The organism is Streptomyces malaysiensis subsp. samsunensis, assembly GCF_024519315.1.
GTDB lineage: Bacteria > Actinomycetota > Actinomycetes > Streptomycetales > Streptomycetaceae > Streptomyces > Streptomyces malaysiensis.
In genome coordinates this window covers 46346-57659 of sequence record NZ_JANIIC010000024.1, presented here as the reverse complement: position 1 = coordinate 57659, position 11314 = coordinate 46346, and the positions used below count along the sequence as shown (strand labels likewise).

Sequence of the window (11314 nt, the reverse complement as noted above, 5' to 3'; positions counted from 1 at the left end):
CGCTCTGGTCAGGGCTCTACGGCGGTGACCAGGACGGCCACCGTGGGCGGCTGATCTCCGGGCGCGAGCACTGGGGCGGACCGTGCCACCGCGGTGCGCACCGCCCTCGCCACATCCACGGCGCGATGGCCCGCCGCCACGGCCAGCTCGACGCGGATATGCGCACCCTCGATCCGCACGGCCCGGGGCGATCCCAGCACCGGCGCGAGCCGGGCGACACCGGGCACGGAGGCGATGGCGCGGGCGACGGCCGCGGCGGCGGAGTCCGGGTCGGGGCTTCCGGCGGCCGGTGGTGGTGATTGTGGTCGTGGCCGCGGTGGCGGTTGGTGGTGTCGCAGGGCCGGGAGTTCCTCCAGCACCTCCGTCACCCGTATGTCCACCGCCTCCACCAGCAGGCCGAGCCGGTCCGTCGCCGCGTCGAGCAGTACGTCGCGCAGCCGGTCCGCCGTCACCGGAAGCGGTTCCGCCAGCGTGGCCCCGCACTCCGCCGCGATACGCAGGGGGCCGGGTGGCAGGGCGCTCGGCGGGGGCGGGACCGCGGGCGCTTCGACGGCGTCGGGGTCGGCGGGGGCGATCCGGAGCGATCCCCGGTGCGCGTCGGGGACCTCGGCGGCGGCCCGCCCGAGCACCTCGGCCGCCGCGCGTTCGGTGATCCAGGAGCCGTCCTCCCGCTCGCCCAGGGGCAGCAGCCGACCAAGCCGCAACTGCTCCCTTACGGTTTGCGCGAGCCGGTCCGTGACCACCGTGCCACCCCTTAGCGCCGGACGGGACCGAGTCCTCCTGGCCCCGGCCTGCCGTCTGGTCCCAGCCTGCCGTATCGATCGCGCGAGTGCCGCATCTCCGAGGCGGTTCGGGGAAGGCGCCTTTATGGTGGCAGTAAGAGCGAGCGGAAACCTCTTCGAACGCTCTTCGCCTCGGAAGGGACGATCGGTGATGTCCGAGACCGCACCACGGAACCGCCGACCCGAGAACCAGGCCACGGAACCCGCCGCCGGTACGCCCAAGACGCTGGGTGCCGCCGGGGCCGGCATCGGCCCGGCCGCCGCCGAACGGACCCGGCGGGGCGGCGGCGACCCGGCCGCGCGGGGGCGGACCACCATCGCCGATGGCGTCGTCGAGAAGATCGCGGGTATGGCGGCCCGCGATGTGGTCGGCGTCCATGCGATGGGCGGCGGTATCGCGCGCACCTTCGGGGTCGTACGGGACCGGGTGCCCGGCGGCCGGTCGGTCACCCGCGGGGTGAAGGCGGAGGTGGGGGAGGTACAGACGGCCCTCGACCTGGAGATCGTGGTGGACTACGGCGTCTCCATCGCCGATGTCGCACGGGCCGTACGGGAGAACGTGATCGCGGCGGTCGAGCGGATGACCGGCCTCGAGGCGGTCGAGGTCAATATCGCGGTCAGCGATGTGAAGTTGCCGGACGAGGAAGAGGAACCGACGGAGCCGCGGCTCCAGTAGGCCGGCGGCGGTCCCGGTCGGCTCCAGCAGGGGAGCACACGATGAGCATGGCCGTGGTCGGGATGATCGCGGGAATGGCGCTGGCTTTCGCGGGTTACTTCGGTGGTTTCGGGGCCTTTCTGCTGGTGGCGGCGTTGGGAGCCGTCGGGTTCATCGTCGGCAGGTTCCTGGACGGTGATCTGGAGCCGGGCGACTTCTTCCGGTCCCGTGACCGTGACCGTGACGGACGGCCACGGTGAACCCCATGGACGCCATGGACGCCATGGCGATGACAGTGACGACCGTAAGGACGCGTTGTGGTCGAGCCGGGTGAGCGGGGCGCGACGCGGATCGCGGACCGGGTCGTTGCGAAGATCGCCTCGCAGGCGGCGCGGGAGGCGTTGCGTGGCCATGCGGCGGAGGCCGTGGACGCCGTGGCCGTGTGGGATGGCGGCCTTACCGATGTCACCGTCGCGCGGCCGAACGCGGTCGCCGCGGTGCGCGGGGGCGTCGCGCGCGTCCGGGTCGCCGTCGAGCTCGGCTACCCGTCGGACATCGGTGCGCACTGCGGTGCGGTGCGTCGTCAGGTGATCGAACGGGTAAGCGAGTTGACGGGCATGGAGGTGCCCGAGGTCGCCGTGACGGTCGAACGGCTGCATGTGCCGCAGTGGGAGCGCCCGGAGCGGAAGGCGCGTCGGGGGAGGGACAGGGTGCGATGAACACCGACCAGAAGATGCGTCAGTCCACCTCGGCGTCGGCGTACGGCGGGAGGGCGGGTACGGATGCCGGGGACGGGGATCCGCCCGTGCGCGCGAAGCGCTTCTGGTCCGCGCGGCGGGTGCCGGCCGGGATCGTCGCCCTGGTCGTCTTCGCCGTCAGCGGGCTGTTGCTGTACGACGTGGCGGCCGTGCGCTCGGGTCGGCCCGCCATGCGATGGCGGGAATGGCTCGCCGATCAACTCGCCGCGCGGCCGCTGGACGACCCGTGGATCATGAGCGGGGCCGCGCTGCTGGCCGCGCTGGGGGTGTGGATGGTGGTCCTGGCGCTGACGCCGGGGCTGCGTGGGCTGCTGCCGATGCGTTCGCCGGGTGCGGGTGCGGGTGCGGAGAAGGACGTGGAGGATGCGGAGTCCGGGGTCGCCGTGCGGGCCGGGATCGACCGGACCTCGGCGGGGCTGGTGCTGCGGGACCGGGCGATGGAGGTGCCCGGTGTGCGGTCGGCCCGGGTCGACGTCGGCCGTCGGCGGATCAGGGCCCGCGCGCTGGCCCACTTCCGCGACCTCGACGAGGTACGGGCGGATCTGGACACCGTCCTCCACGAGGGCATCCACCAACTGGGCCTGGCCCGGCGGCCCGCCCTGTCCGTCCGTGTCCGCCGGTCGGCGAAGTCGAAGGGGTGAGCACGCCATGCTGAGCATCGTCAACCGGGTGCTGCTGGGGGTCGTGGGTCTGGTGCTGGCCGGGGTGGGCGCGGTGGTCCTGGCCGGGTGGTCGCCGTTCGACGGGCGGAACGATGTGCTGCTCAGTCGGGCGGACCGGACGCGGTGGCGGGACACCGGTTGGTGGTGGCCGGCCGTCATCGCGGCGCTGGCGGTGCTGTTCGTGCTGGCGCTGTGCTGGTTCCTGGCCCAGCTGCGGCGGCGCCGGTTGCAGGAAGTGCTGGTGGAGACCGGCGACGGCGAGGGCGCCCTGCTGCGGGGGCGCGCGCTGGAGTCGGCGCTCCTGGCGGACGCGGAGTCACTGGACGGTGTGGAGCGCGCCCACGTCCTTCTACGGGGCCGACGGACCACGCCGGAGGCGCGAATGGGGCTGGTGCTGGAACCGCGCGCGGAACCGACGCGGATGCTGGACGCTGTGCGGGCGGAAGCGCTGGAGCGGGCCCGGAGCTCGGCGGGCCTGGAGCGGCTGCCGGCGGAGGTGCGGCTGAGGGTGGCGCGACATGGGGCGGAGCGGGCGCGGTAGGTCTGCGGTTGCGGGTGCTTGGGTGTGCGGGTGCGGGTGCGGGGCCTCCGGGGCGGGGCCCTGGACCGTATATTTACGGCACCGATGAACGATGATCGTTGCGTTGGCCGGGAGTTGGCGCCACACATACGCCCCTGGCCTTCGGCATGGGGAACCCCGAGCGTCCAGGACCCCACCCCGCCGACCCCGCCCCCTCCCGTCTCGTCGGCGACCGCCCCCCGGCGGCACAACGCCTGTCCGGCCCGCGTTCGGCCGGGGGTGTCCTCCAGCCCCTCCGGCGTTTGAGGAGCGGGGTCCGGGGCGGAGCCCCGGCGGGGTGACGGGGCGGAGCCCCGTCTTTCGGGAAGGGGCGGGGTGGGGATTGCCCGCCGGAGGCGCCCATGCTCAGAGGTTGTGCAGCGCCCCGCCGTCCACCGGAAGCATCACGCCCGTGAGATACGACGCCGCCGGGGACAGCAAGAACGCCGCGGCCTTGCCGAATTCCTCGGGCGTCCCATACCGCCCCAGCGGAATCGCCGCCGCGTTCCGCTCCCGCGCGGCCTCCGCGTCGCCCGAGAGGCCGTCGAGCTCGCGGATGCGGTCGGTGTCGATGCGGGACGGGAGGAGGCCAACGACGCGGATGCCGCGGGGGCCGACCTCGAGGGAGAGGGATTTGGCGAAGCCGGCGAGGCCGGGCCGCAGGCCGTTGGAGATGGTGAGGCCGGGGATCGGCTCGCGGACGGAGCCGGAGAGGACGAAGCCGATCACGCCGCCGGAGGCGAGTTGGTCCGCGGCGGTGCGGGCGAGGCGGACGGCGCCGAGGAAGACGGAGTCGAAGGCGGCCTGCCACTGGGCGTCGGTGATGTCGGCGGTCAGCCCGGCCGGGGGGCCGCCGACGCTGATGAGGACGCCGTCGAAGCGGCCGAAGTGCTCGCGGGCGGTGGCGATGAGGCGGCCCGCGGCCTCGGGGTCGGCGTTGTCGGCGGCGGCGCCGACGGCGTTGGGCCCGAAGTCGGCGGCGACGGCGGCCGCCGTATCGGCGTCGCGGCCGGTGATGACGGCCTTCGCACCGTCGGCGATCAGCTCACGGGCGGTCGCGAGCCCGAGCCCGCGGGTGGCTCCGGTGACGATGTACACCCGGTCTTTGAGTCCAAGATCCATGGGTTCAGTCTGCCTTGGCCCCCTCCGCGAGGGTGAGGGCGGTCCCCACCAGCCCGATGTGGCTGAACGCCTGCGGGAAGTTGCCGAGCTGGCGGCCGGTCGCGGGGTCGTACTCCTCGGCGAGCAGCCCGACGTCGTTGCGGAGCGCGAGGAGGCGTTCGAAGAGCGCCGTGGCGTCCTTGTGGCGGCCGACCAGCTGGAGGGCGTCGGCGAGCCAGAAGGAGCAGGCGAGGAAGGCGCCCTCGGTGCCGGGGAAGCCGTCCACGTCGCCGTCGGCGGTGTAACGGCGGATCAGGCCGTCCTCGCTGAGCTCGCGGCGGACGGCGTCGATGGTGCCGATGACGCGCGGGTCGGTGGCGGGGAGGAAGCCGACGCGGGGGATGAGCAGGGTCGCGGCGTCCAGTTCGGCGGAGCCGTAGGACTGGGTGAAGGTGGACCGCACCGGGTCGTAGCCCTTCTCGCAGACCTCGCGGTGGACGGCGTCGCGCATGGCGCGCCAGCGGCTCGCGTCGCCGCCCAGCTCGGGGTGGGACTCGATGGCGCGGACGGCGCGGTCGGCGGCGACCCAGGCCATGATCTTGGAGTGGACGAAGTGGCGGCGGGGTCCGCGCACCTCCCACAGCCCCTCGTCGGGGTCGCGCCAGGCGGACTCCAGGAAGTCCATGAGCGCGGTCTGGATCTTCCAGACGTGGGGTTCGGTGGACAGTCCGGAGGAGCGGGCGACGTGGAGGGTGTCGAGCACCTCGCCGTAGACGTCGAGCTGGCGCTGGTCGACGGCGTCGTTGCCGACTCGGACGGGGGTGGAGCGCTCGTACCCCTCCAGCCAGGTCAGCTCGTGTTCATGGATCCGGCGCTCGCCCTGCAGGCCGTACATGATCTGGAGCTCGGCCGGGTCGCCGGCGATCGCGCGCAGCAGCCAGTCGCGCCAGTGGGCGGCCTCCTGGCGGTAGCCGGCGCGGAGCAGGGCGTTCAGGGTGAGGGTGGAGTCGCGCAGCCAGCAGTAGCGGTAGTCCCAGTTGCGGACGCCGCCGAGCCGCTCGGGCAGCGAGGTGGTGGGGGCCGCGACGATGCCGCCGCTCGGGGCGTAGGTGAGCGCCTTGAGGGTGATCAGGGAGCGTATGACGGCGTCCCGGTAGGGGCCCTCGTAGCGGCAGCGGGCGGCCCAGCCGCGCCAGTCCGCCAGGCTGGAGCGGAGGGAGTCGTACGGGTCGATGAGCCGGGGGCGGGGCTCGTGGGAGGGGTGCCAGGTGAGCACGAAGGCCACCCGGTCCCCGGCCGAGACGGTGAACTCGGAGCGGGTGCTGAAGTCCTCGCCGTAGGTGTGGACCTCGGGCTCCGAGCGCAGCCATACCGAGTCCGGCCCGGCGACCGCGATCCGGTGGCCGTCGGTGCGGCGCATCCAGGGGATGACCCGGCCGTAGTCGAAGCGGAGCCGGAGGACGCCGAGCATGTCGACGCGGCCGGAGACGCCCTCGACGATGCGGACGACATCGGGGGCGCGGTCGCGCTGCGGCATGAAGTCGATGACCTTGACCGTGCCCGTCTCCGTCTCCCAGACCGACTCCAGGACGAGGGAGTCGTCGAGGTAGCCGCGGCGGGTGCAGGCGCCCGCGCCCTTGGGGGCGAGCCGCCAGTGGCCGTTGTCGCGGTCGCCGAGGAGGGCGGCGAAACAGGCCGGTGAGTCGAAGCGGGGCAGACACAGCCAGTCGATGGAGCCACGGCGGCTGACCAGGGCCACCGTCTGGTGGTCACCGATGAGGGCGTAGTCGTCGATGTGCTGTGCCATATCCGGGCGCCTTCCCCGGGGAACGGCTTCCTACCCCCGCCGACCAGGCGACTAGTCGGCCCCGGCCGCGGCGGGGATCTTTTCGGGGGTGGCCGCCGCCTTCGCGGCCTCGGCGGCGCGGTCGCGGCGCTCGCGGCGGGCCAGCACGATCCAGCCGATGGGCACACCGGCGGAGAACAGCCACCACTGGACGGCGTAGGCCATATGCGGGCCGATGTCGCTGTGGTTGGGCGCGGCTACCGGCTGGGGCTGCTTGCCGCCCTTGGGGGAGGACGCGGTGAGCTCCACGTAGCCGCCGAGGACGGGGCGGGAGAGCGCCTTCGCCTGCTGCTCGCTGTTGATCAGCGAGACCTGGCGGGGCGGCAGCCCCTGCTTGTCCTTGATGCCGCTGTTGCCGGTGGTCTCGTCGGCCTTGAGCCGGCCGGTGACGGTGACCTTGCCGGAAGGGGCGGCGGGGACCTCGGGGAATTTGGTGAGGTCTGTGCCGGCCGGGATCCAGCCCCGGTTGACCAGGACCGCGCGCTCGTCCGGGAGCAGCAGCGGGGTGAGCACGAAATAGCCGATGGACTGCTCGTCGGAGCCGGTGCGCTGGCGGACGACGACCTCATGGGCGATGTCATAGGTGCCGGTGGCGGTCACCGTGCGCCAGGTATCGTCGCGGGGGACCGTACGGCCGGGGGCGGTGAGCTTCTCGACGGCCACGGCCGGTGCGCCGAGGTTGTCCCCGATCAGCTGGTTCTGGGCGACCCGGTGCTCATGGCGGTGCAGCTGCCAGAAACCCAGCCTGATCATCGTCGGGATCAGGGCCAGGGCCACGAGTGTGAGGATCACCCACTGCCGGGTCAACAGGAAGCGGTACACGTCCCTGACATTACTCGGCGTGGATTGTCCCTCGGCCGGTGGGGGCGTCCCAGGACAATCCACGCAGGTGGCCGGGTTCACACATGGTCGACGATGCCCACCTTCCCTTCCGCCCGCGCGCAGTGCGCACAGCAGTAGAACTGGCCGTCCGCCTCCACGCCCTGCCCGATGATCTGGGCGCGGCAGTGTTCGCAGATGGGCGCCATGCGGTGGATGGCGCACTGGAAGCAGTCGAAGACGTGCACATTGCCCTGCGCGTGCACCTCGAATGTCATCCGGTAGTCGTTTCCGCAGACCTCACAACGTGCCATGCGCCTCAGCGTGCGGGCCCGCGCGGTGGTGGGCGAGCGGCGGGCGGGCGCGTCGCGCCGACTTCACCTGTTTGTCGGCGGCGCGGGGGTGACGTCCAGGAGGAGCTGCATGAAGGCGGCCTCGTCGATGATGGGCGTGCCGAAGGAGCGGGCCTTGGTGGTCTTGGACGTGGGCGACTCGGGGTCATTGGTGACCAGCACGCTGGTGAGCCGGGAGACGCTGGAGGCCACATGCAGCCCGACCTCGATCGTCCGGTCCTCCAGCAGCTCGCGGTCGACGGAGGTGTCCCCGGAGAACGCCACCCGCATGCCCTGGACCAGCTGCCCGCCCGGCTCGTAGCGCCCGGGGTTGGGGTAGGGGCAGGCGGGGAGCTTGCGGCTGGGGCGCCAGCTCTGCCGGTACGACCGCTGGCGGCCGATCGCCGGGCCTTCGGACCACTCGGTGAGCGGCTGGCAGGCCAGCAGCGGCAGGCGCAGCCCGGTCTCGGCGGCCCGGTGGAGGCTGGGCCGGAAGGTCTCGGCGAGCACTCGGGCGTCGTCCAGGGCGTGGTGGGCGCGCCGCTGGACCACTCCGTAGTGCGCGGCGAGGGTCTCCAGCTTGTGGTTGGGCAGCGGCAGGCCCAGCTCCTTGGAGAGGGCGATGGTGCACAGCCGCTGCCGCACCGGCGCGGCGGTCCTGGTGCGGGCGTACTCGCGGGCGAGCATCGACCAGTCGAAGGCGGCGTTGTGCGCGACCAGGACGCGGTCGGCCAGCCGCTCGGAGAGCTCCCCGGCGATCTCGGCGAAGCGCGGGGCGCCCGCGAGCACCTCCTCGGTGAGGCCGTGGATCCACACCGGGCCCGGATCGCGCTGCGGATCGACCAGGGTGTACCAGTGGTCCTGCACCGTGCCCCGGGCGTCGAGCTGATAGACCGCCGCGGAGACGATCCGGTCGTCGCGGGCGAGGCCGGTGGTCTCCACGTCGACGACCGCGTACCCCTGCGGATAGGTGGCCGGCCAGGAGGACGGCGGTACGGGGTGCGGTGCGGTTGCCGTGGGGTCTTCGAGCATGGTCCATGAGGATACGGGCCGTCACCGACAGCTCTGACGGGTGGGCCGGTCGGGGCGGGCGCCGCTTCGGGGTTGACGGGGCGTCGGGTCCGTACGCGGGTCAGTCGGGCCAGTACGGCGGGTCAGAGGTCGGACAGTGCCAGCTGGAGATCGACGTCGCTGGTGAGGAGGCGGCCGGCGCGTTTGTCGCCCGCGCGGTCGGGCACCGTCACCTTCACCCCGGGCGAATCCCCGGTGAGAACCGTCACCTTGGCGCCGTCGTAGCGCGGGGCCCGCCGGTCGATGACTGATTTCAGACGGTCGGTGGCGCGCTCGGCGGTCCGTTTGCCGTCGGTGAGGGCGCAGATGACCCCTGATGTCTCGTTCGCGGACTTCGCGAGCTGTCCGGTGGCCGAAAGGCGCACGGAGTCCTTGGCGTTCTTCCCGCCGAAATCGGCGCGGTAGATATCGCCCAGGCAGTCGCCCAGCGCCCGGTAATCCGGGTCGTCCGCCACGGACTTGCCCTTGGCCGGGCGCACCGCCGACAGGTCCTTGCCGGAGTAGCCGAAGGAGATCTCGTCCTTGGCGACCTGGAGGGTCACCCCCTCCTTCGTCCAGACCGTCTCGCCGTGCCAGGTGTGCCGGGCGAATCCGCCCGCCTTGAGTTTGGCGGTGACGCGGCCGGCGTCGAAGGAGCCCTGCCAGTGCCCGGCGGTCCCATTGGTCACATCGGTGTCGATCATGGCCGGATCGAGTCCGTAGCCATGGGCGTTGAAGCGGTAGCCCGTCATCAGCGGACTGCCCGCCTGGCCCACGGTGCGGAACCGCTGGGAGCCGCCCTTCTCCAGGGAGCGCACCCGGGCGGCGTCGAGATAGGAGACCTGGGTCCCCTTCGCGCCCGCGATCGAGACGTGCCGCACCGTGGCCATCAGATCCGAGGGGGAGTCATCGCCGCCCGACCCGGAGGAGCACCCCGTGGTGAGCGCCGACAGCATGCAGACGAGGGCTATGCCGCCGGTTCGGAACCGTTCTCTGGCTCTGCGCACAGGCGGGGATCCTAATCGGCCGTGCGGCCGTGGGCGACCCCCGTTATTGACATGTCATCTACCATACTTGTTGGTAACTACCCCTGGCGGCGCCCTTATGGGCGGTTCTATGTTGCGGACATGCCGCACCTGCCGAATGCCGTGCTGTGGTCGATACCGGCCTTTGTCCTGCTCACCGTCGTGGAGATGGTGAGCTACCGCCTCCACCCGGACGAGGACAGCGAAGGGTACGCGGCGAAGGACGCCGCCACCAGCGTCACCATGGGACTCGGCAGTCTCGTCTTCGACCTGGTGTGGAAGATCCCGATTGTGGCGATCTACGCCGCCGTCTATGAACTCACCCCGCTACGGGTCCCGGTGGAGTGGTGGACGCTGCCGCTGATGCTGCTCGCCCAGGACTTCTTCTACTACTGGTCGCACCGCGGGCACCATGTCATCCGCATCCTGTGGGCGTGCCATGTGGTGCACCACTCCAGCAGGAAGTTCAACCTCACCACCGCGCTGCGGCAGCCGTGGACCACCTGGACCGTCTGGCCGTTCTACGTGCCGGTGATCGCGCTCGGGGTGCACCCGGCGGCGGTGGCGTTCTGCTCCTCGGTGAACCTCGTCTACCAGTTCTGGATCCACACCGAGCGGATCGGCACCCTGCCGCGCCCCGTCGAGTTCCTCTTCAACACCCCCTCGCACCACCGCGTCCACCACGCCTCCCAAGGCGGCTACCTGGACCGCAACTTCGGGGGCATCCTCATCGTCTGGGACCGGCTCTTCGGATCGTTCGTCCCCGAGACCGAGCGGCCCGTCTACGGACTGACGAAGAACATCGGCACCTACAACCCGCTGCGCGTGGCCACACACGAGTACGCGGCCATCGCCCGCGACCTCGCCGCGGCGCGGGACTGGCGCGAGCGGGCGGGCCGGGTCTTCATGGGGCCGGGCTGGCAGCCCGCGCCGCCCCCGGAGGCCGGGCGGCCGGAGCCGGTCGGCGAGAGCGTGCGGTGACGGCCGCCGCCGGGCGCGCGACGAGGGCCCTGGCCGCCCTCTTCGCGCTGCTGACCGCCGTCCAGCTGACCGCGCTGCTCGTGGACGCCACCACCGTCGTCCACCTCACCAAGCCCGCCCTGATGCCCGTCCTCGCCGGATGGGCCCTGGTGCGCGGCGGGCCGTGGCCGCTGCCCGCCGCGCTGCTGTGCGGGTGCGGGGGCGATGTGCTGCTCCAGATCGGCGGCGAGACCGCGTTCCTGGCCGGAATGGGGTGCTTCGCGGCCGGACACCTCTGCTATCTGGCCCTGTTCGCCCGCGCCGGGCGGGGCCGCGCGGCGGCCCGTGCGGAGCCCCGTACGGCGGCCTGGGTGGCCGCCGGGTACGGGGCCGCGTGGCTGGGCACGGTGGCGCTGCTGTGGCCCGGCCTCGCCGCGCATCTGCGGCTTCCCGTCGCGGGCTACAGCCTGCTGCTGACGGCCATGGCGCTGGCCGCGCTCGGGGCGGGCCCGTGGACCGGGCTCGGCGGGGCGCTGTTCATGCTCTCCGACACCCTGATCGCGGCCGGGCTCGCCGACTGGCCACGGCCGCCGCTGCCCCAGTTCTGGATCATGGCCACCTATGTCGCCGCCCAGTGGCTGCTGATGACGGGAGCGACGCTCGACGCGGCCCCGCGCCCCGGGCCGGAACGGGCGCTCGTCGGTCCGTGACGCCTGTAAGGCCGTCACGCGGTGGTGCCTGTATGGCCGTGGCACCCGTAAGGCT

14 protein-coding genes are annotated in these 11314 nt (G+C 72.5%); 7 read left to right on the top strand and 7 right to left on the bottom strand.

What is annotated here, in order from left to right:
* Positions 1-8: 8 nt before the first annotated feature.
* The gene (locus NQU54_RS21095) at positions 9-743 is read right to left on the bottom strand and encodes a nucleopolyhedrovirus P10 family protein (RefSeq protein ID WP_257632407.1); all 735 of its coding nucleotides are present in this window, start codon (positions 741-743) and stop codon (positions 9-11) included.
* 190 nt (positions 744-933) lie between these two features.
* On the opposite strand from NQU54_RS21095, the gene NQU54_RS21090 reads away from it, so the two are divergent.
* Genes NQU54_RS21090 through amaP form a run of 5 tightly spaced genes read left to right on the top strand, consistent with a single transcriptional unit; the run spans position 934 to position 3398 of the window.
* Complete coding sequence (locus NQU54_RS21090; RefSeq protein ID WP_087684190.1) at positions 934-1458, top strand: Asp23/Gls24 family envelope stress response protein; 525 nt, start codon at positions 934-936, stop codon at positions 1456-1458.
* 41 nt (positions 1459-1499) lie between these two features.
* A complete protein-coding gene (locus tag NQU54_RS21085) occupies positions 1500-1697 on the top strand; it encodes a hypothetical protein (RefSeq protein WP_069869895.1) in 198 nt (65 codons plus the stop codon).
* 57 nt (positions 1698-1754) lie between these two features.
* A complete protein-coding gene (locus NQU54_RS21080; RefSeq protein ID WP_257632406.1) occupies positions 1755-2156 on the top strand; it encodes an Asp23/Gls24 family envelope stress response protein in 402 nt (133 codons plus the stop codon).
* The gene (locus NQU54_RS21075; RefSeq protein ID WP_257632405.1) at positions 2153-2836 is read left to right on the top strand and encodes a DUF6286 domain-containing protein; all 684 of its coding nucleotides are present in this window, start codon (positions 2153-2155) and stop codon (positions 2834-2836) included. Before NQU54_RS21080 ends, NQU54_RS21075 begins: the two co-directional genes overlap by 4 nt.
* A 7-nt stretch (positions 2837-2843) precedes the next feature.
* Positions 2844-3398, top strand: coding sequence for an alkaline shock response membrane anchor protein AmaP (gene amaP / locus NQU54_RS21070; RefSeq protein ID WP_257632404.1), 555 nt, complete (start codon positions 2844-2846; stop codon positions 3396-3398).
* 384 nt (positions 3399-3782) lie between these two features.
* Here amaP and NQU54_RS21065 read toward each other — a convergent pair whose 3' ends face one another.
* The 6 genes from NQU54_RS21065 to NQU54_RS21040 form a co-directional block, all read right to left on the bottom strand.
* Positions 3783-4538 (bottom strand): SDR family oxidoreductase, encoded by a 756-nt coding sequence (locus tag NQU54_RS21065; RefSeq protein WP_257632403.1) that lies wholly within the window; start codon positions 4536-4538, stop codon positions 3783-3785.
* 4 nt (positions 4539-4542) lie between these two features.
* On the bottom strand, positions 4543-6324 hold the full coding sequence (locus NQU54_RS21060; RefSeq protein ID WP_257632402.1) for a glycoside hydrolase family 15 protein: 1782 nt from the start codon (positions 6322-6324) through the stop codon (positions 4543-4545).
* Between the two features lie 51 nt (positions 6325-6375).
* Positions 6376-7185, bottom strand: a complete 810-nt coding sequence (locus NQU54_RS21055) for an SURF1 family cytochrome oxidase biogenesis protein (protein ID WP_257632401.1) — start codon at positions 7183-7185, stop codon at positions 6376-6378.
* Between the two features lie 77 nt (positions 7186-7262).
* On the bottom strand, positions 7263-7496 hold the full coding sequence (locus NQU54_RS21050) for a metallothionein (protein WP_037949523.1): 234 nt from the start codon (positions 7494-7496) through the stop codon (positions 7263-7265).
* A 63-nt stretch (positions 7497-7559) separates the two neighbouring features.
* Complete coding sequence (locus NQU54_RS21045) at positions 7560-8546, bottom strand: DEDDh family exonuclease (RefSeq protein ID WP_257632400.1); 987 nt, start codon at positions 8544-8546, stop codon at positions 7560-7562.
* A gap of 122 nt (positions 8547-8668) precedes the next feature.
* Positions 8669-9571: a hypothetical protein gene (locus tag NQU54_RS21040; RefSeq protein WP_257632399.1), complete on the bottom strand. Its 903-nt coding sequence runs from the start codon at positions 9569-9571 to the stop codon at positions 8669-8671.
* Positions 9572-9691: 120 nt separating this feature from the next.
* Here NQU54_RS21040 and NQU54_RS21035 point away from each other — a divergent pair, with 120 nt between their 5' ends.
* A complete protein-coding gene (locus NQU54_RS21035; protein WP_257632398.1) occupies positions 9692-10570 on the top strand; it encodes a sterol desaturase family protein in 879 nt (292 codons plus the stop codon).
* Positions 10567-11259 (top strand): lysoplasmalogenase, encoded by a 693-nt coding sequence (locus NQU54_RS21030; RefSeq protein WP_257632397.1) that lies wholly within the window; start codon positions 10567-10569, stop codon positions 11257-11259. Before NQU54_RS21035 ends, NQU54_RS21030 begins: the two co-directional genes overlap by 4 nt.
* Positions 11260-11314: the final 55 nt, after the last annotated feature.